The organism is Pseudomonas sp. C 49-2 (assembly GCF_003970195.1).
Lineage (GTDB): Bacteria > Pseudomonadota > Gammaproteobacteria > Pseudomonadales > Pseudomonadaceae > Aquipseudomonas > Aquipseudomonas canadensis.
This window is the reverse complement of record NZ_RXYG01000002.1, coordinates 171602-190218: the sequence shown is the minus strand read 5'-3', so window position 1 is coordinate 190218 and position 18617 is coordinate 171602. Positions and strand designations below refer to the sequence as shown.

The following is an 18617-nucleotide window of genomic DNA, read 5'->3' as shown; positions in this document are numbered from 1 at the left end:
TGCGATAGCGGTGTTGGATTCACCATTGTCATCGCAGGCAAGCCAGCTCCCACATTGGGTTCTGCGTTAGGCTTTTGGCAGTGCCATGCCCTGGCCCATCTGTACTGGCGTACCCGCCACCAACTCTTCAGCCCACTTCACCTGATCCGGCCCGAACAGCACGATCGCCGTCGAACCCAGCTTGAAGCGACCCAGCTCTGCACCTTTTTCCAGATGAATCGGCGCGCGTGCAGCCTCGTCGTAGCGGAAGGTTTTCAGCTCGCGCTTCGGCGGCGTCACCAGCCCTGCCCACACGGTTTCAATCGACGCCACAATCATCGCACCCACCAATACCACGGCCATCGGGCCGCGTTCGGTGTCGAAAATGCAGGCAACGCGCTCGTTGCGCGCGAACAGTTCAGGTACGTTTTCAGCGGTAGTCTGGTTCACCGAGAAGATGCGACCCGGGATGTAGACCATCTCACGCAGCGTGCCGGCCAACGGCATGTGCACCCGGTGGTAGTCCTTTGGCGACAGGTAGATGGTGGCGAAATCACCGCCCATGAACGGCGCTGCTACGGCCGAATCACCACCTAGCAACTCCAGCACGCTGAAGCTGTGGCCCTTGGCCTGGAACACCCGGCCATGCTCGATCGGGCCCAGTTGGCTGACCGCACCATCGGCAGGGCTCAACACCGCGCCTGGGGTTTGATCCAGTGGGCGCGCGCCGTCTTTCAGGGCGCGGGTGAAGAAGGCGTTGAAGTGCTCGTAGGCGGTCACGTCTTCAACCAGGGCCTGGGACATGTCCACTTGATAACGCTTGGCGAACCACGTGGTGAACGCATTCTTGAACCAGCGCACACGGCATTCGGCGATGCAACCGGCCAGGCGCGATAGCAAGTGGTGCGGCAGCAAGTACTGGCTGAGGATAAACAACTGCTTTTTCATAACTGTCCTTAAACCTTAAATCTCGACGGGGGTGTCGGGGTGGTTGCCCCATTCGCCCCAGGAACCGGCATAACCTTTGACTCGCGGATAACCGAGCGCCTTGGCCACCAGGTAGGTGAAGCCAGAGCGGTGGTGAGTCTGGCAGTGGGTGATGATTTCTTTGTCTTTGGTCAGCCCCAGGTCTTCGAGGATCTGCGGCATGTCGCGGCGGATACGCAGGTTGCGCGCCTTGTCCATGCCGGCGGTCCATTCGAAGTTCACGGCGCCGGGGATGTGTCCGCCTTTGGCTGCGAGGACCTTTTCGCCGGAATACTCCAGCGGGCCGCGTGCGTCCCAGATGCCCAGGTCGGCAGCGCCCAAGCGGCTTTGCAGGTATTCGCGGGTGGCGGTGGGACCGTCGTGCAGCGTGAGGCTGACCGGGCCGCCGACGGGGGCGGGCACGTCGGTCGAGACCGGGTGCTTTTCTTGCAGCCAGGCCAGCAGGCCGCCGTCCAGGTAGTGGTACTTCTGGTGGCCGATCACGTCGAGCATCCAGATGAATCGTCCGGCCCAGCCGCCGCCTTCGTCGTCGTAGACCACGTAGGTGGCGTCCGGTGTATGGCCCAGTTCGCCGAACAGTTTCTCAAGATCAGCCTTGTTGGGCAGCAGGCCGGGTGCCGGCGGCTGGCCCAGTTGGGTGCGCTTGGGGTCAACGAAATGCGCGCCGGGGATATGCCCTTCGGCGTAGCGGGCGGCACTGGTGAGGTCCACCAGTATCAGGTGTTCGGCATCGAGGCGACCAAGCAGGTCGCTGGATTCGATCACCAGCGGCAAGCCAGAGAAGTCAGGCATGTGAGGTCTCCTGGGCACAAATGTTGGCGATAAAAGACGGCGATTGTAGCGCAAGCATCAGGCGCTGCGGTTGGTAAAGCAGTGCAGGGCTTTCTCGATGCATTGGGCCGTTTTGCCGAAGGCCTGCACGGTGGTTTCCGAGAACGGCCCGCCGCCCTGATCGGCCACCATCAGCATCACCACCTTGCCATTGCAGCTCAAGGAGCGCAGCAACAGGTGTTCGCCGGTGAACAGGCGGCGCAGGATCGGCGGCAGCAAAGCCGAAAACTGCGCGTGGTTTTCAGGGTTGAGGCGTACTTGGGCGGACTTTTCCAGCAAGCGCTGCAGCAACGTACTGTTGACCACATCCAGGCACAAATTGGCCGCATCCTTCGGCAGGCCATCGGCCTGGTGCACACGCAAGGTGCTCATGGCGCGGTCAGCCATCAACAACATGACTCGCTGCATACCACTGGCCACCAGGGCCTCCTTGGCGCAGGTGGTCAAGTGCATGGCGTTGGCAAAGCGGCTCGGCTCTACCAGCAGCTCGGTGCAGCGCTTGCGCCACACGGCCAGAGCCTCGGCAGTGGGCGGCGGCGCTGGGAGCAGGCCGCGATGAATCTTCTGTACATGCCACGGCCAGATCAGCGACAGCGCCGGGTGCCAGAGGTCGGGCATCAAGGCGGTGCGGGCGCTGGTGACAGCCTGTTGGTGGACCAGTTGCTGCACCTCGCCCAAAGGCTGTTGCAGGTACAGCGCAGTGAGCAATTGCCAGCGTTCGGTGTGCGGGCAGGTCCAGGACTCCTGGGCCGACATCGCCAGGCCGTTGGCCAGCAACACGGTGTTGGCCGGCTGGTTCAACCAGCGGCGCAGATTGGGTTCGGCGTCGAGCAATTGCTGGTGGCGCAATGGGTCGTCTTCGCGGGCGATGTGCAGCGCCTTGACCAGCAAGCGTTTCTCGCTCATCAGCAGCTTGTAGCCCTGGGATACCCAGATCGGTAAGTGCCAGGCTTCGGTCAGGGCGACGCACAGGTCCAGCAAGCGCACGCCGAACAACGCTTGCTCGACCTCGCGCGCCGATTGGCCTTTGTGGATCACCCGCAGTTCCCATTCTTCGAGGAGTTTGGGGTAGGCGACCGCCATCGGCCACAGCGGCGATAGAAACAGCAGGCTGCCCCAGTGAATGTCCTGCCACAGTCGCGCCAGGCGGCTGCCGAACAAACCGTTGGCTTGCTGCGAAGCGTGCTGGCTCACCAGCAACAATTGGCGCAATGCCACAGGAATCTCGTTGGCCGGCACCGAGGGCAGGCGCGCCAGCAGTTCTTCGGCGCGCTTGAGGCCCAGGCGATTGAGCGCCACTTCGAGGTTTTCCGCCGGTTCCGCCAGGCTGCCATGGGTGTGGCTGTTGGCCTCGCGCATCACGCTGAGCACGAGCGCCGGGCTGCTTTGCATCAGCTCGGCAATATCTCGCAATGAACTGCGGCTGTCGCGGATGCCTTTGCACACACGGTCGTGGCTGGCCTGGGGCACAGGCAGCAGCACATCGTCCAGGCGCTTGACCCAAGCGGCGAGAGAGGTCGGTTTTGCAGTTGGGACTGTCGTTTCATTAGCCATGATAGGGGCGCGATCATCACTTGCGGTCTACACGCCCGGAGCGGGCCGAACTGGCTTTTCGCCTTAACGGGCTATAGTCTGGCGCAGTTTTGCCGATAAGTAGAACAAGAGTTTTCTGCTACACCCAATATGTCCATGAACCCGACGGCGCAAGTACTCATCCCCTATGGCTAAAATTATCGGCATCATCGTCGTCATCGCAAGCGTGCTCGGTGGCTACGTCCTGTCCCACGGTAAAATTGCTGCGTTGATCCAGCCCTTCGAAGTGCTGATTATCGGTGGTGCGGCGTTCGGCGCATTCTTGCAGGCCAACCCCGGCTACATGACCATGCACGTGGTCAAGAAGTCCCTGGGCATGTTCGGTTCGCGCTTCACTCACACCTTCTATCTGGAGGTTCTGGGCCTGGTCTACGAGATCCTCAACAAGAGCCGCCGCGAAGGCATGATGGCCATCGAGGCCGACATCGAAGACGCAGCCGCCAGCCCGATTTTCGCCAAATACCCGGCCGTGCTCAAAGATGAGCGCATGACCGCCTACATCTGTGACTACCTGCGCATCATGTCCTCCGGCAACATGGCCCCCCATGAGCTGGAAGGCCTGTTCGACATGGAGTTGTTCAGCCTTAAAGAAGAGCTGGAGCATCCCTCCCACGCTGTGACTGGCATCGCTGACGGTATGCCGGGTTTCGGTATCGTCGCGGCGGTGCTCGGTATCGTGGTGACCATGGCGTCCCTGGGTGAGGGCGACCAGGCTGCCATCGGTATGCACGTCGGTGCGGCACTGGTCGGTACCTTCTTCGGTATTCTCGCGGCCTACGGCTTCTTCGGCCCGTTGGCCACCTCCCTGGCCCACGACGCCAAGGAAGAAATCAACCTGTACGAATCGATCAAGGCCAGCCTGGTCGCTTCCGCTTCCGGCATGCCGCCGTCGCTGGCAGTGGAGTTCGGCCGCAAGGTGTTGTACCCGAAACATCGCCCAAGCTTCGCCGAGCTGGAACAAGCGGTTCGCGGTCGCTAAGCCATGGAAAACAATCAGCCGATAATCATCAAGCGCGTCAAGCGCTTCGCTGCGGGGCACCATGGCGGCGCCTGGAAAATCGCCTTCGCCGACTTTGCGACGGCGATGATGGCGTTCTTCCTGGTGCTGTGGCTGATGTCCACCGCCACGCCGGAACAGAAGATCGCCATCGCCGGCTACTTCAAAGACCCGATTGGTTTCTCGGAAAGCGGCACGCCCTTCGTGATCGACCTGGGCGGTTCGCCCCAGTTGGCGCCTGAGCGCACCATCAACCCGGAAGTGCAAACCGAATCGCCCCAGGAAAAAATCCCGATCGAGCGCGATACCGTTGAATCCATGGCCGAACAGGTCGAGCAGGAACGTCTTGAACTGTTGCTGCAAGAACTGCAGACCAAGGTTGAGGAAAACCCGCAACTGCTGAAATTCAAGGACCAGATTTCCTTTGAGATCACGCCTGAAGGTTTGCGTATCCAGATCACCGACGCGGCCAACCGGCCGATGTTCGACTCCGGCAGCGCGCGCTTGAAGCCGTACTTTGAAGACATCCTGCTGGCCATGGCCGACACCATCAAGGCAGTGCCGAACAAGATCAGCATCAGCGGCCACACCGACGCCAAGCCGTACGCAGGTCAGGGCGACTTCGGCAACTGGGAACTCTCGGCCAACCGCGCCAATGCCGCTCGCCGCGCGCTGGTAGCCGGCAGCTATCCGGACCCGCAAGTGGCACGGGTGGTGGGCTTTGCTTCATCGCAGTTGTTTGATCATCAAGACCCGTTCAACCCGGTCAACCGCCGGATCGACATCGTAGTGCTGACCAAAAAGGCCCAGCGTGCGATTGAGGGTGATCAGCCGCCAGCGCCGCAACCCACCCAAGGTTCAGGCGCGCCTGGCGAAGTACCGGTCGACCCGAACGCCATTCCGCCAGGGCAAGAGCCGCTGCCGGCGCATGAGCTGCGCCAGAAGCTGAATTTGTTTGATGATGGTGGGGTGAAGGATCCTACGGTGCCTGGTACGGGTTCGTAAGCTTCACATACAACAAGGCCGCGATGATCGCGGCCTTGTTGTTTCTATCTGTAGGGTGAGCTTTTTGTGGCGAGGGAGCTTGCTCCCTCGCCACAATTCTCAGTAATTGCTCTCCGGCAAACTCGCAATAATCGACCGATAGCTATTCATCCGCTGCTGCTGCACACGCCCATCCTCCAGCGCCTTGAGCAACGCACAGCCCGGCTCGCGGTCGTGTTTGCAGTCGCGGAAGCGGCAGGTGCCGATCAGGTCGTTGAACTCGATAAAGCCCGCTTCCACATCGCTGCGGCTGACGTGGCCGAGGCCGAATTCGCGGATGCCTGGGGAGTCGATCAACTCACCGCCACCGGGGAAGTGGAACAACCGCGCGGTGGTGGTGGTGTGGGTGCCCTGGCCGGACAGTTCCGACAGCGGGCCTACGCGGGTGTCGACTTCCGGCAGCAGGCTGTTGACCAGCGAGGATTTGCCCACGCCCGACTGGCCGACAAACACGCTGATGCGCCCGTCCAACTGCTGTTGCAGCTGTTCCATGCCATTGCCGTGATGCGCCGAAACTTCCAGCACCGGGTAACCGAGCGTGCGGTATACCGCGAGCAGGGCATTCAGCGCGGGGGCGTTTTGCTCGTCGATCAAGTCAAATTTGTTCAACAGCAACAGTGGGCGAATGCCAGCGTGCTCGGCTGCGACCAGATAGCGGTCGATCAGGTTGGCATGTGGCTCGGGCAGCGGGGCGAATACGATGACGATCATGTCGACGTTGGCCGCCACCGGCTTGAGCTGGCCACGGCTGTCCGGGCGGCGCAGTTCGGTGGTGCGTGGCAACTGGGCGACGATCACGCCGATGCCTTGGTTGCCGGCACGCCAGACCACTTTGTCGCCGGTGACCAGCGCCGGCAGGTTGGCGCGCAGGTGGCAACGGGAGACCGAGCCCGCGAGTTCGCCTTCCAGCGCCTCGACTTCGACCTGCACACCAAAGTGCGCGATCACCAGGCCCGTTTGCTCGGGGCCCAGGTCGCCGCCTTCAAGCGCTTCTACGGCGGAGGATTCACGTTTGGCGGCGCGAGCGGCGCGTTCACCTTGAATCTTTTCGATGCGCCAGTTTTGGCGACGATTGAGCTGGCGTTTGGCCATTGGTGTTCCGTGTCGATAATGCAAAAGTTGGGTAAAACGGTGGCGAGTCTAGCACGCCCCCGCCTGCTAAACTGCGCAGCTACGCCAAGGTGCCAAGAGAATCAAGCCATGCAAAACCCACAGAACCTGATTTGGATCGATCTGGAAATGACCGGTCTGAACCCCGACACCGATGTCATCATCGAGATGGCGACGATTGTCACCGACAGCAACCTCAACACCTTGGCCGAAGGTCCGGTGATCGCCATTCACCACAGCGACGCCGTGCTCGCCACCATGGACGAGTGGAACACCCGCACCCACGGCAACTCCGGCCTGACCCAGCGCGTACGCGACAGCCGCGTCAGCATGGCCGAAGCCGAAGCCGAAACCATCGCCTTCCTGGAAAAGTGGGTGCCCAAGGGCAAGTCGCCGATCTGCGGCAACAGCATCTGCCAGGACCGTCGTTTCCTTTATACGCATATGAAGGCGCTGGAAAGCTACTTCCACTACCGCAACCTGGATGTGTCCACGCTTAAAGAGCTGGCCGCGCGTTGGGCGCCGGAAGTCAAAGACAGCTTCCATAAAGGCAGCACTCACCTGGCACTGGACGATATCCGCGAGTCGATTGCCGAGCTGCAGCATTACCGCAAGCATTTCATCAAGGCTTGATCTGGCCCTGTAGTGAGCGGGCTTGCCCCGCGCTGGGGTGCGAAGCAGCCCTAATTTAGCCAACACGCACCTACAAACGGATATCATCGCTGGCTTTTGGGGGCTGCTACGCACCCCAGCGCGGGGCAAGCCCGCTCACTACAAAATCGCAAGGATCGCCCTCATGCTGCTGATGCTCTACCTCATCGCCATCACTGCCGAAGCCATGACCGGCGCGCTGTCGGCCGGGCGGCGCGGCATGGACTGGTTTGGTGTAGTGCTGATCGCCTGTGTCACAGCGTTGGGCGGTGGTTCGGTGCGCGACGTGCTGCTCGGGCATTACCCGCTGACCTGGGTCAAACACCCGGAATACCTGGTGCTGACCTCGATTGCCGCACTGGTGACGATCTTTATCGCACCGCTGATGCGTCGTCTGCGCTCGTTGTTCCTGGCGCTGGACGCCGTGGGCCTGGTGGCGTTCACCCTGATTGGTTGCATGACCGCGTTGGAGATGGGCCACGGCATGCTGGTGGCGTCGGTCAGTGGTGTGATCACTGGAGTTTTCGGTGGCATCCTGCGAGACATCTTCTGCAACGACATCCCGCTGATCTTCCGCCGCGAGCTGTACGCCAGCGTGTCGTTCCTCGCCGCCTGGTTCTACATGCTCTGCCTTTATCTGGAGCTGCCCAGTGAACAGTCGATCCTGCTGACCCTGTTCAGCGGCTTTCTATTGCGGCTGCTGGCGATCCGTTTTCACTGGGAAATGCCCAAGTTCGTCTACAACGACGACGTGCACTAGCGCGTAGCGTGCTGGTTCAGCGCCCATTCCACATGTTCACGCACCAATTCCGACGGGTAATCCCGGCGCGCCTTCAAGGCCTCCAACACTGGAATGCTCGACGGCGCATTGCCCAGGCCCACCGCAAGATTGCGCAACCAGCGCTCGTAGCCGGCGCGACGCAGCGGTGAGCCTTCGGTGCTGCTGAGGAATTTATCCTCGTCCCACATAAACAGTTCGGCCAACTCCGCGTTATCCAGATTGTGGCGTGGCTTGAAATCGCTTTCAGCGGTAGGGCGGGCGAAACGATTCCATGGGCATACGATCTGACAGTCATCGCAACCGAACACACGGTTGCCGATCAGGGGGCGCAGCTCCTCGGGGATCGCGTTCTTCAGCTCGATGGTCAGGTAGGAAATGCAGCGTCGGGCGTCCAGTACGTAAGGGCCGACGAAGGCATTGGTGGGGCAGATATCCAGGCAAGCAGTGCAACGGCCGCAATGTTCGGTGCTGTGGGGCGCGTCGATCGGCAGCGGCAAGTCGACAAACAGCTCGCTGAGGAAGAAATAGCTGCCGGCCTTGCGATTGAGGACCAGGGTGTTTTTACCGATCCAGCCCAGCCCGGCTTTTTCGGCGATGGCTTTTTCCAGCACAGGCGCGCTGTCGACAAAGGCGCGGAAGCCGAAAGGGCCGATCTGCGCTTGAATGCGGTCGGCCAGTTGCTGCACGCGCTTGCGGATCAGCTTGTGGTAGTCGCGGCCCAAGGCGTAACGGGAGATATAGGCTTTTTCCGGCTTGGCCAGCAATTGGGCCATTTGCGTATCGCCCGGCAGGTAGTCCATGCGCAGCGACACCACGCGCAAGGTGCCGGGCACCAGTTCGTCGGGGTGGGAGCGTTTGCTGCCGTGGGCGCCCATGTAGTCCATCTCGCCGTGGTAGCCCGCGTCGAGCCAGCGTTGCAGGTGCTGTTCATGCTCGGCGAGGTCCAGGCCGCTGATGCCGACTTGTTGAAAGCCCAACTCGCGGCCCCAGTCTTTGATCGATTGGGCGAGGGCGGGAAGATCGGACGTAATAGCAGGCATGAGACACGGGAAACCACAAGTTAGATGCGTATAATTCTGCCAGACATCGGAGCTTGAAGACGCATGCCGCAGACAAAACACGCAATAACCGACGTACAGCCCCTGTTGCACGGCCATCTGCCGCAACTGGCGGCGCGTTCCCCGGACGCCCATAAAGGCCAGTTTGGCCACTTGTTAGTCATTGGCGGCGACCGCGGCTTTGGCGGCGCAGCCTTGCTCAGTGCCGAAAGTGCCTTGCGCAGTGGTGCGGGGATGGTGTCCCTGGCGACGCGCCTGGAACACGTGTCGGCCGCTTTGGCCCGCTTGCCGGAAGTCATGACCGTCGGCGTGAGCTCGGCCAATCAACTGATGGGCCTGTTGGAAAAGATCTCGGTCATTGTGATCGGGCCTGGGCTGGGTGATGCGTCCTGGGGCAAAAGCCTGCTGTCCGTCGCCGCCAACGCCAATCAGCCGCAAGTCTGGGACGCCGACGCCTTGAACCAACTCGCCAGCGGCGGCGTCAGCTTGCCGGCCAACTGCGTGATCACCCCGCATCCAGGGGAGGCGGCGCGGTTGCTGGGTATTTCGACAGCCGAGGTTCAGGCCGATCGTCTTAAGGTGGCGCGCGCGTTGAGTCAGACATTCAATGCAGTGGCTATCCTCAAGGGGGCTGGAACGTTGATTGCCAGCCCGGACGGACGTGTTTCACGGTGTGACCAGGGCCATCCAGCGATGGCAGCGGCGGGGCTTGGTGATGTCCTGGCCGGTCTGGTGGGCGCGTTGCTGGCCCAGGGCATGCCGGCTTATGAGGCAAGCTGCCTGGCGGTTTGGTTGCATGCCACGGCGGGCGATCGCCAGGGCACCTTTGGTCGCGGCTTGGCTGCCAGCGACTTGATACCCGCCATTCGTCAATTGCTGGAGGAGCAGTCGCCGTGTCTGAAGTAATCCTTTTCCTGGCTGATGAAGAAGCCATGGTTGCGTTCGGGCAACGCATTGCGCAGGTGACGGCCGGAGCTGGGCTGATCTTTCTGGAAGGCGATTTGGGGGCGGGCAAGACCACGCTCTCCCGAGGGATTATCCGAGGGTTGGGTCATACGGGAGCAGTAAAAAGCCCTACGTTCACCCTGGTAGAACCCTACGAGATCGGTGCAGTACGCGCCTTCCACTTTGACCTCTATCGTCTGGTGGACCCCGAAGAGCTGGAATACATGGGTATCCGGGATTACTTCGATGAAGATGCGTTGTGCCTGATCGAGTGGCCAGATAAAGGCACAGGCTTTTTGCCAAAGCCTGACATGACCATTACCATTACGCCGCATGAGCATGGACGTCAGTTGAAGTTGTTGCCCCAGAGCGCGCGCGGCCAGTCTTGGTGCGCCGCTTTGGCATTGGAATTCAAATAATTGGTGGGGTTAGGTATGCGCTTTCGCGCGTTGGTTGCTGTCGTGGGGGTGTTGCTTGCGGCAATGACTGTCAATGCTCTGGCTGCTTCTCAGGTGAAGAGTGTTCGCCTGTGGCGAGCGCCGGATAACACGCGACTGGTGTTCGACCTGTCTGGGCCGGTCCAGCACAGCGTCTTTACCTTGACGTCGCCTGATCGCCTGGTGATTGACATCAATGGCGCGACCCTGGCCGCGCCGTTGAAAGTGTCCACCGCCAACACCCCGATTACCGCGATGCGCTCGGCCCAACGCACGCCGACCGACCTGCGTGTGGTGATCGACCTGAAAAAGGTCGTGACCCCAAAAAGCTTCTCCCTGGCGCCCAACGCCCAGTACGGCAACCGACTGGTGGTCGACCTGTTCGACAACGCCGCCGATGCCAACCCGCCGCCTGCACCGCCTCCAAGCGTCGCGACGGTGCCGGCTGTGCCGGTCAACCCGTCGCAACCGCAGGTCAAGCTGCCTCCGCCGCCACCGGCTCCGGCCGGCAAGCGTGACATCATCGTAGTGATCGACGCTGGTCACGGCGGTGAAGACCCGGGCGCCTCCGGCTCACGCGGCCAGCATGAAAAAGACGTCGTACTGGCGATCGCCCGTGAACTGCAGCGCCAGATCAGCGCGATGAAAGGTTATCGCGCTGAGCTGACCCGCACCGGCGACTACTTCATTCCGTTGCGTGGCCGTACCGAAATCGCCCGTAAGAAGGGCGCCGACCTGTTCGTCTCGATCCATGCCGACGCCGCGCCGTCTACTGCGGCCTTCGGTGCCTCGGTGTTCGCTCTGTCGGATCGCGGCGCGACGTCCGAAACCGCGCGCTGGCTGGCCGACAGTGAAAACCGTTCTGACTTGATCGGCGGGGCCGGCAACGTCTCCCTCGATGACAAGGACAAAATGCTCGCCGGCGTGCTGCTCGACTTGTCGATGACCGCTTCGCTGACGTCCAGCTTGAACGTCGGTCAGAAAGTCCTAAGCAATATCGGCCGCGTGACCTCGCTGCACAAACAGCGCGTAGAACAAGCAGGATTCATGGTGTTGAAGTCGCCGGATATTCCGTCGATCCTGGTAGAGACCGGGTTTATCTCCAACTCCAATGAAGCCTCGAAGCTGGCCAGTGCCAGCCACCAGCAAGCGCTGGCGCGTTCCATCAGTGCCGGTGTGCGCCAGTTCTTCCAGCAGAATCCGCCACCGGGCACCTACATCGCCTGGCTGCGCGACTCCGGGAAGATCGCCCAGGGCCCGCGCGACCATCGCGTACAGCCCGGCGACACCCTGGCCATGCTGGCTGTGCGTTTCCAGGTGTCGGCCGCTACCTTGCGCAGCGCCAACAACCTGAAGACTGATGAATTGAAAGTCGGCCAGGTGTTGACCATCCCTGGCACCGAATTGGCGGCGCAGTAATGAGCGACTCGATCCTGGATAACGGCTCACGCATCGAACTGCTCAGCCCGCGCCTTGCCAACCAGATTGCGGCGGGCGAGGTTGTGGAGCGTCCGGCATCGGTGATCAAGGAGCTGCTGGAAAACAGCATCGACTCCGGCGCCAAGCGCATTGATGTCGACGTGGAGCAGGGTGGCGTCAAGCTGCTGCGCGTGCGTGACGATGGCAGCGGTATCTCGTCCGACGATCTGCCGCTGGCCCTGGCCCGTCACGCCACCAGCAAGATTCGCGATCTGGAAGACCTTGAGCGGGTGATGAGCCTGGGCTTTCGCGGTGAGGCCCTGGCGTCCATCAGTTCTGTGGCGCGCCTGACCCTGACGTCCCGCACCCGCAGCGCCGAGCAGGCCTGGCAAGTGGAAACCGAAGGTCGCGACATGGCGCCTCGGGTCCAGCCGGCAGCCCATCCCGTCGGTACGTCGGTGGAAGTGCGCGACCTGTTCTTCAATACCCCGGCGCGGCGTAAATTCCTCAAGGCTGAGAAAACCGAATTCGATCACCTGCAGGAAGTCATCAAGCGCTTGGCTTTGGCTCGCTTCGATGTGGCGTTCCACCTGCGGCATAACGGCAAGACCATCCTCAGCCTGCACGAAGCCCACGATGACGCCGCGCGCGCTCGCCGTGTGTCGGCGATTTGCGGGCCGGGTTTCCTTGAGCAGGCGCTGCCGATTGAAATCGAGCGCAATGGCTTGCGCCTGTGGGGGTGGGTTGGTTTGCCGACCTTCTCCCGCAGCCAGGCGGACTTGCAGTATTTCTTTGTGAATGGCCGTGCGGTGCGCGACAAGCTGGTGGCCCACGCGGTGCGCCAGGCCTATCGCGATGTGCTGTTCAACGGGCGTCATCCGACGTTTGTGTTGTTCTTTGAAGTCGACCCGTCGGTAGTGGACGTCAACGTGCACCCCACCAAGCACGAAGTACGCTTCCGTGATGGGCGCATGGTGCATGACTTCCTCTATGGCACCTTGCACCGCACGCTGGGTGATGTACGTCCGGATGATCAGCTGTCCGCGCCGATTGTGACGGCCGTGGTCCGCCCGAGTGGCCCGCAAGCCGGTGAGTTCGGCCCTCAGGGCGAAATGAGCCTGGCGGCCAACCTGCTGCAATCGCCGCAGTCGCAACCTGCCTATACCGCGCCGAATGCTGGCGCCGGCTCGGGTTATCAATACCAATATACGCCGCGCCCTCAATCGGCAGTGCCGGTGGCTGAGGCCCAGGCGGCTTACCGCGAGTTTTTCGCGCCGCTGCCAGGTGCCGAACCGGGCACGCCTGTGGCCTTGCCGGAAGGCGGTGGAGATATCCCGCCGCTGGGCTACGCGTTGGCGCAGCTCAAGGGCATCTACATTCTGGCGGAAAACGCCCATGGCCTGGTGCTGGTGGACATGCACGCCGCCCACGAGCGGATCATGTACGAACGCCTCAAGATCGCCATGGCCAGCGAAGGTCTCAGCGGCCAGCCGCTGCTGGTGCCGGAGTCCCTGGCCGTCAGTCAGCGTGAGGCCGATTGTGCCGAAGAACACCACGGCGTGTTCCAGAAGCTGGGCTTTGAATTGCAGCGCCTGGGCCCGGAAACCCTGGCCATCCGCCAGATTCCTGCGTTGCTCAAACAGGCCGAGGCCAACCGCCTGGTCGCTGATGTGCTGGCGGACCTGATGGAATACGGCACCAGTGACCGCATTCAGGCGCATATCAACGAATTGCTCGGCACCATGGCCTGCCACGGGGCCATCCGCGCCAATCGTCGCCTGGCCCTGCCGGAAATGAACGGCCTGCTGCGCGACATGGAAAACACCGAACGCAGCGGGCAATGCAACCATGGCCGACCGACCTGGACCCAGATGGGCCTGGACGATCTGGACAAACTGTTCTTGCGCGGCCGTTGATGAGTGCCTTGCCCCCCGCGATCTTCCTGATGGGCCCCACGGCCGCCGGTAAGACCGACTTGGCCATCGAGCTGACCAAAGTGCTGCCGTGCGAGCTGATCAGTGTCGACTCTGCCCTGGTTTACCGGGACATGGACATCGGCACCGCCAAGCCTTCCAAAGAGCTGTTGGCCCAATACCCGCATAAGCTGATCGACATCATCGATCCGTCGCAGAGCTATTCGGCCGCGGATTTTCGCACCGACGCCCTGGCGGCCATGGCCGACATCACCGCACGGGGCAATATTCCGCTGCTGGTGGGCGGTACGATGCTCTATTACAAGGCTTTGCAGGAAGGCCTGGCGGATATGCCGCCGGCCGACGCCCAGGTGCGCGCCGAGCTTGAAGAAGAGGCTGCACGCCTTGGCTGGCAAGCCCTGCACGACCAGTTGGCCGCCGTGGACCCGGTGTCCGCCGCGCGCATTCACCCCAATGACCCCCAGCGCCTTACTCGCGCCCTGGAAGTCTGGCGTGTCAGCGGGCAGACCATGACTGAACATCGGCTGAAACAAAGTGCGCAAAGTGCTGACGCAGGCGCATCTGGCGCGTCACAATTGCCCTATACTGTGGCGAATCTGGCCATCGCTCCGGCAAATCGCCAGGTGCTGCATGATCGAATTGCACAAAGATTCACAATTATGTTGGAACAGGGGTTTGTGGACGAGGTCGTAGCTCTGCGTTCCAGAGGTGACCTGCATCCAGGGTTACCTTCGATACGTGCTGTAGGCTACCGCCAAGTCTGGGATCATCTGGATGGCAAGCTGACGTCAGCCGAAATGCAGGAGCGCGGCATCATTGCCACGCGCCAATTGGCGAAACGCCAGTTCACCTGGTTGCGCAGCTGGAGCGATTTGCACTGGCTGGACAGCCTGGACAGCGACAATCTGTCACGCGCCTTGAAATACTTGGGAACGGTCTCCATATTGAGCTGAGTCCTTGCAATTGCCGTCTATCCTTGGGGGTGTGACGGCCATAAGCTATCTATTTTCCGATTTTTTATTATTGATCCTTAAAGGAGTGCGGCACATGTCAAAAGGGCATTCGCTACAAGACCCTTACTTGAATACTTTACGTAAAGAGAAAGTGGGGGTTTCCATCTACCTGGTCAACGGTATCAAGCTGCAAGGCACGATCGAGTCGTTCGACCAGTTCGTGATCCTGCTGAAAAACACCGTCAGCCAGATGGTCTACAAGCACGCTATCTCGACAGTCGTCCCTGTTCGTCCAATCCGTCTGCCTAGCGCTGCCGGTGATGACGTAGCTGACGCTGAGCCAGGTAACGCCTGATAGGAGTCTCCTTTGTTCTTTGAGCGCCACGGTGGTGGTGAGCGGGTCATTCTCGTTCACTTGGATGGACAGGACCCTGAGGCGCGCGAAGATCCGCAGGAGTTTCAGGAGTTGGCAAATTCGGCCGGCGCCGAGACCGTTGCGTTTTTTAACGTACCGCGTCATCGGCCAACCGCCAAATTCCTGATTGGCAGCGGCAAGGTCGAGGAACTGCGCGACCTGGTGCACGCCGAAGAAGCCGATCTGGTGATCTTCAATCACGTCCTCACGCCCAGTCAGGAACGTAACCTCGAACGTGTCTTCGAGTGTCGCGTGATCGACCGTACCGGTCTGATTCTCGATATCTTCGCCCAACGCGCCCGTACCCATGAGGGCAAGCTCCAGGTTGAACTGGCCCAGCTTGACCACATGAGCACCCGCTTGGTCCGCGGCTGGACTCACCTTGAGCGTCAAGGTGGCGGCATCGGCATGCGCGGTCCGGGTGAAACCCAGCTCGAAACCGACCGACGCCTGTTGCGGGTTCGCCTGCGCCAGATCAAGGGTCGCCTCGAGAAAGTACGCAGCCAGCGTGAGCAATCGCGCCGTGGGCGTACCCGCGCGGATATCCCGACCGTGTCCCTGGTGGGCTATACCAACGCCGGCAAATCCACACTCTTCAATAATGTGACGAAATCGGACGTGTACGCGGCCGACCAACTGTTCGCCACCCTCGACCCGACCTTGCGTCGTCTGGATCTGGACGACCTGGGGCCGATTGTCCTGGCCGACACCGTGGGTTTCATTCGTCATTTGCCGCACAAGCTGGTCGAGGCATTTCGGTCTACGCTCGAAGAGTCGAGCAATTCCGACCTGCTGCTGCACGTGATTGATGCGGCCGAACCGGATCGCATGTTGCAGATTGAACAGGTGATGCTGGTGCTGGGCGAGATTGGTGCCCAGGACTTGCCGATCCTCGAGGTCTATAACAAACTCGATTTGCTTGAAGGCGTTGAGCCACAAATCCAGCGCGATGAGAACGGCAAGCCCCAGCGGGTCTGGCTGTCGGCGCGCGATGGCAGTGGCCTTGAGTTGCTTGAACAGGCCATTGCCGAGTTGCTCGGCGGCGATTTGTTCGTTGGCACCTTGCGCTTGCCTCAGCGTTTTGCTCGACTGCGTGCACAGTTTTTCGAGTTGGGCGCGGTACAGAAAGAAGAACACGACGAAGAAGGTGTCAGCTTGCTGGCCGTTCGATTGCCGCGCTCGGAGCTCAATCGGCTGGTCAGCCGTGAGGGCGTAGTACCGACAGAGTTCATCGAACAACACACTTTGCAATAAAAGCCTCCTAAAGCGGTTGTGCCGCAGTGGCAGGCATTCTGTAGCATTGGTCGGCGCGCCGTGGGTGCGTCTTTGCTTTATCAGATGGAGAGCGCTATGGCTTGGAATGAGCCGGGTGGCAACTCGAATAATCAGGATCCTTGGGGTGGTAAACGCCGCAATAATGGCGACCGCAAGGGGCCACCAGATCTCGACGAGGCCTTCCGAAAGCTGCAGGAAAGCCTGAATGGGTTGTTCGGTGGTGGAAAAAAACGGGGTGGTGACGACGGCGGTCGCACAAGCAAGGGCGGCGGCTATGGCCTGCTGGGCCTGGGTCTTGTCGTGCTGGCGGCCGTATGGCTGTACAGCGCCGTGTACGTGGTGGACGAGCAGGAGCAGGCCGTGGTGCTGCGCTTCGGCAAGTACTACGAGACTGTCGGCCCTGGCCTGAACATCTACTTCCCGCCGATCGACAAGAAGTACATGGAAAACGTCACGCGTGAGCGTGCCTACACCAAGCAGGGCCAGATGCTGACCGAAGACGAGAACATCGTCGAAGTGCCGCTGACCGTGCAGTACAAGATCAGCAACCTGCAGGACTTCGTGCTGAACGTTGATCAGCCGGAAATCAGCCTGCAACACGCTACCGAAAGTGCCCTGCGCCATGTCGTCGGTTCGACCGCGATGGACCAGGTGCTGACCGAAGGTCGTGAATTGATGGCCAGCGAGATCAAGGAACGCCTGCAACGGTTCCTCGATACCTATCGCACCGGTATCACCGTCACCCAGGTCAACGTACAGAGCGCAGCTGCACCGCGCGAAGTACAGGAAGCCTTCGATGACGTGATTCGTGCCCGTGAAGACGAGCAGCGTTCGCGCAACCAGGCTGAAACCTACGCCAACGGTGTCGTGCCGGAAGCCCGTGGTCAGGCCCAGCGCATCCTCGAGGATGCCAACGGTTACCGCGACGAAGTGGTCTCTCGCGCCAAGGGTGAGGCGGATCGCTTTACCAAGCTGGTCGCCGAGTACCGCAAGGCGCCGGAAGTCACGCGTGAGCGTCTGTACCTGGACACCATGCAGGAAGTCTTCAGCAACACCAGCAAGGTTCTCGTGACCGGCAGCAAAGGTGGGCAGAACAACCTGCTGTACCTGCCGCTGGACAAGATGATCGAAGGTGGTCGTAGCAGCACCAGTGCACCGTCCACCGGTTCCAATGCCGCTGCCAACGAAGCGAGCGCCCGTGCGGCCGCTGACTTGCTGCAACAGCAAACACGTACCAGGGAGAGTCGTTGATGAGCAATAAATCGCTGACCGCCCTGATTGTGGGCGTCGTCGTGGTCATCGCTGCCTGGAACTGCTTCTACATCGTGGCTCAGACCGAGCGTGCGGTGCTGCTGCAATTCGGTCGCGTGGTCCAGGCAGATGTCCAGCCGGGCCTGCATGTGAAAGTCCCCTACGTCAATCAGGTGCGCAAGTTCGACGCCCGCCTGATGACCCTGGATGCACCGACACAGCGCTTCCTGACCCTGGAAAAGAAAGCCGTGATGGTTGACGCCTACGCCAAGTGGCGCGTCAAGGATGCCGAGCGCTTCTACACCGCGACCTCCGGCCTCAAGCAGATTGCCGACGAGCGTTTGTCGCGCCGTCTGGAATCGGGTCTGCGTGACCAGTTTGGTAAGCGCACCCTGCATGAGGTGGTATCCGGTGAGCGCGACGCGCTGATGGCTGACATCACGCGGTCGCTGAACACGATGGCGGAAAAAGAGCTGGGCATCGAAGTGGTTGATGTCCGGGTCAAGGCGATCGACCTGCCGAAGGAAGTGAACCGCAGCGTGTTCGAGCGTATGAGCACCGAGCGTGAGCGTGAAGCCCGTGAGCACCGCGCCAAGGGTAACGAGCTGGCAGAAGGTATCCGTGCGGATGCCGACCGTCAGCGCCGTGTACTGTTGGCCGAAGCTTATCGCGAGTCTGAAGAGGCCCGTGGTGATGGTGATGCTCAAGCTGCGGCGATCTACGCCAAGGCCTACGGCCAGGACCAGGAGTTCTACGCGTTCTACCGTAGCCTGCGCGCCTACCGTGAAAGCTTCGCAAACAAAACCGACGTCATGGTGTTGGACCCAAGCAGCGACTTCTTCCGCTACCTGGAAAAGTCCAAGTAACCGGCCTGTGATTCTGTAGGTTTCACTCCCGTCGGGCGGCTAAAACGCCTGGCGGGGTGATCCTTTCAGAAAACGGGTGTATGATGCGGCA

The 18617-nt window shown here is 61.1% G+C and carries 18 protein-coding genes; 13 read left to right on the top strand and 5 right to left on the bottom strand.

What is annotated here, in order from left to right:
• Positions 1 to 66: 66 nt before the first annotated feature.
• Genes asd through EJ576_RS04430 form a run of 3 tightly spaced genes read right to left on the bottom strand, consistent with a single transcriptional unit; the run spans position 67 to position 3351 of the window.
• A complete protein-coding gene (gene asd, locus EJ576_RS04440) occupies positions 67 to 927 on the bottom strand; it encodes an archaetidylserine decarboxylase (protein WP_123474060.1) in 861 nt (286 codons plus the stop codon).
• A 15-nt stretch (positions 928 to 942) separates the two neighbouring features.
• Positions 943 to 1758, bottom strand: a complete 816-nt coding sequence (locus tag EJ576_RS04435; protein ID WP_126569634.1) for a rhodanese-like domain-containing protein — start codon at positions 1756 to 1758, stop codon at positions 943 to 945.
• A gap of 57 nt (positions 1759 to 1815) precedes the next feature.
• Entirely contained in the window at positions 1816 to 3351 is a 1536-nt protein-coding gene (locus EJ576_RS04430) for an HDOD domain-containing protein (protein WP_126569633.1), read from the bottom strand.
• Between the two features lie 166 nt (positions 3352 to 3517).
• Between EJ576_RS04430 and motA the strand changes: the two genes are divergently transcribed.
• Both motA and motB read left to right on the top strand, forming a co-directional pair.
• On the top strand, positions 3518 to 4369 hold the full coding sequence (gene motA / locus EJ576_RS04425) for a flagellar motor stator protein MotA (RefSeq protein WP_016976894.1): 852 nt from the start codon (positions 3518 to 3520) through the stop codon (positions 4367 to 4369).
• Positions 4370 to 4372: 3 nt separating this feature from the next.
• Entirely contained in the window at positions 4373 to 5392 is a 1020-nt protein-coding gene (motB, locus tag EJ576_RS04420) for a flagellar motor protein MotB (RefSeq protein WP_122730571.1), read from the top strand.
• Positions 5393 to 5491: 99 nt separating this feature from the next.
• Here the strand turns inward: motB and rsgA are convergent, their stop codons facing one another.
• On the bottom strand, positions 5492 to 6523 hold the full coding sequence (gene rsgA / locus EJ576_RS04415; RefSeq protein ID WP_122730573.1) for a small ribosomal subunit biogenesis GTPase RsgA: 1032 nt from the start codon (positions 6521 to 6523) through the stop codon (positions 5492 to 5494).
• Positions 6524 to 6631: 108 nt separating this feature from the next.
• On the opposite strand from rsgA, the gene orn reads away from it, so the two are divergent.
• Positions 6632 to 7174 (top strand): oligoribonuclease, encoded by a 543-nt coding sequence (orn, locus tag EJ576_RS04410; RefSeq protein WP_010563317.1) that lies wholly within the window; start codon positions 6632 to 6634, stop codon positions 7172 to 7174.
• A 163-nt stretch (positions 7175 to 7337) separates the two neighbouring features.
• A complete protein-coding gene (locus EJ576_RS04405; protein WP_028615507.1) occupies positions 7338 to 7952 on the top strand; it encodes a trimeric intracellular cation channel family protein in 615 nt (204 codons plus the stop codon).
• On the opposite strand, the gene queG is transcribed toward EJ576_RS04405, so the two are convergent.
• Entirely contained in the window at positions 7949 to 9013 is a 1065-nt protein-coding gene (queG, locus tag EJ576_RS04400; protein ID WP_028615508.1) for a tRNA epoxyqueuosine(34) reductase QueG, read from the bottom strand. The two genes, EJ576_RS04405 and queG, sit on opposite strands and share 4 nt — an antisense overlap.
• 63 nt (positions 9014 to 9076) lie before the next feature.
• Here queG and EJ576_RS04395 point away from each other — a divergent pair, with 63 nt between their 5' ends.
• From EJ576_RS04395 to hflC, 9 genes are all read left to right on the top strand, one after another.
• Entirely contained in the window at positions 9077 to 9937 is an 861-nt protein-coding gene (locus tag EJ576_RS04395) for an NAD(P)H-hydrate dehydratase (RefSeq protein ID WP_126569632.1), read from the top strand.
• Positions 9925 to 10395, top strand: a complete 471-nt coding sequence (gene tsaE / locus EJ576_RS04390) for a tRNA (adenosine(37)-N6)-threonylcarbamoyltransferase complex ATPase subunit type 1 TsaE (protein WP_016976901.1) — start codon at positions 9925 to 9927, stop codon at positions 10393 to 10395. Before EJ576_RS04395 ends, tsaE begins: the two co-directional genes overlap by 13 nt.
• A 15-nt stretch (positions 10396 to 10410) precedes the next feature.
• Positions 10411 to 11832, top strand: coding sequence for an N-acetylmuramoyl-L-alanine amidase (locus EJ576_RS04385; protein WP_028615511.1), 1422 nt, complete (start codon positions 10411 to 10413; stop codon positions 11830 to 11832).
• Positions 11832 to 13748: a DNA mismatch repair endonuclease MutL gene (gene mutL / locus EJ576_RS04380; RefSeq protein WP_032864089.1), complete on the top strand. Its 1917-nt coding sequence runs from the start codon at positions 11832 to 11834 to the stop codon at positions 13746 to 13748. Before EJ576_RS04385 ends, mutL begins: the two co-directional genes overlap by 1 nt.
• Positions 13748 to 14719 carry a tRNA (adenosine(37)-N6)-dimethylallyltransferase MiaA gene (gene miaA, locus EJ576_RS04375; RefSeq protein ID WP_095014472.1) on the top strand — a complete coding sequence of 324 codons (972 nt, stop codon included), beginning with the start codon at positions 13748 to 13750 and terminating at the stop codon, positions 14717 to 14719. Before mutL ends, miaA begins: the two co-directional genes overlap by 1 nt.
• Before the next feature lie 94 nt (positions 14720 to 14813).
• On the top strand, positions 14814 to 15074 hold the full coding sequence (gene hfq / locus EJ576_RS04370) for an RNA chaperone Hfq (protein WP_034105706.1): 261 nt from the start codon (positions 14814 to 14816) through the stop codon (positions 15072 to 15074).
• 12 nt (positions 15075 to 15086) lie between these two features.
• Positions 15087 to 16388 (top strand): ribosome rescue GTPase HflX, encoded by a 1302-nt coding sequence (gene hflX / locus EJ576_RS04365; RefSeq protein WP_016976905.1) that lies wholly within the window; start codon positions 15087 to 15089, stop codon positions 16386 to 16388.
• A gap of 96 nt (positions 16389 to 16484) precedes the next feature.
• Complete coding sequence (hflK, locus tag EJ576_RS04360) at positions 16485 to 17660, top strand: FtsH protease activity modulator HflK (protein WP_028615515.1); 1176 nt, start codon at positions 16485 to 16487, stop codon at positions 17658 to 17660.
• Positions 17660 to 18526 (top strand): protease modulator HflC, encoded by an 867-nt coding sequence (hflC, locus tag EJ576_RS04355; protein WP_010213607.1) that lies wholly within the window; start codon positions 17660 to 17662, stop codon positions 18524 to 18526. The genes hflK and hflC overlap by 1 nt, the downstream gene beginning before the upstream one ends.
• Positions 18527 to 18617: the final 91 nt, after the last annotated feature.

Bases quoted from the DNA above. Each gene is read 5' to 3' on its own strand.
- miaA (WP_095014472.1), top strand. From the start codon at position 13,748: ATGAGTGCCTTGCCCCCCGCGATCTTCCTGATGGGCCCCACGGCCGCC.
- hflC (WP_010213607.1), top strand. From the start codon at position 17,660: ATGAGCAATAAATCGCTGACCGCCCTGATTGTGGGCGTCGTCGTGGTC.
- hflK (WP_028615515.1), top strand. From the start codon at position 16,485: ATGGCTTGGAATGAGCCGGGTGGCAACTCGAATAATCAGGATCCTTGG.
- EJ576_RS04430 (WP_126569633.1), bottom strand. From the start codon at position 3,351: ATGGCTAATGAAACGACAGTCCCAACTGCAAAACCGACCTCTCTCGCC.
- motA (WP_016976894.1), top strand. From the start codon at position 3,518: ATGGCTAAAATTATCGGCATCATCGTCGTCATCGCAAGCGTGCTCGGT.
- motB (WP_122730571.1), top strand. From the start codon at position 4,373: ATGGAAAACAATCAGCCGATAATCATCAAGCGCGTCAAGCGCTTCGCT.
- mutL (WP_032864089.1), top strand. From the start codon at position 11,832: ATGAGCGACTCGATCCTGGATAACGGCTCACGCATCGAACTGCTCAGC.
- EJ576_RS04395 (WP_126569632.1), top strand. From the start codon at position 9,077: ATGCCGCAGACAAAACACGCAATAACCGACGTACAGCCCCTGTTGCAC.
- orn (WP_010563317.1), top strand. From the start codon at position 6,632: ATGCAAAACCCACAGAACCTGATTTGGATCGATCTGGAAATGACCGGT.
- queG (WP_028615508.1), bottom strand. From the start codon at position 9,013: ATGCCTGCTATTACGTCCGATCTTCCCGCCCTCGCCCAATCGATCAAA.
- EJ576_RS04385 (WP_028615511.1), top strand. From the start codon at position 10,411: ATGCGCTTTCGCGCGTTGGTTGCTGTCGTGGGGGTGTTGCTTGCGGCA.
- hfq (WP_034105706.1), top strand. From the start codon at position 14,814: ATGTCAAAAGGGCATTCGCTACAAGACCCTTACTTGAATACTTTACGT.
- rsgA (WP_122730573.1), bottom strand. From the start codon at position 6,523: ATGGCCAAACGCCAGCTCAATCGTCGCCAAAACTGGCGCATCGAAAAG.
- EJ576_RS04435 (WP_126569634.1), bottom strand. From the start codon at position 1,758: ATGCCTGACTTCTCTGGCTTGCCGCTGGTGATCGAATCCAGCGACCTG.
- asd (WP_123474060.1), bottom strand. From the start codon at position 927: ATGAAAAAGCAGTTGTTTATCCTCAGCCAGTACTTGCTGCCGCACCAC.
- EJ576_RS04405 (WP_028615507.1), top strand. From the start codon at position 7,338: ATGCTGCTGATGCTCTACCTCATCGCCATCACTGCCGAAGCCATGACC.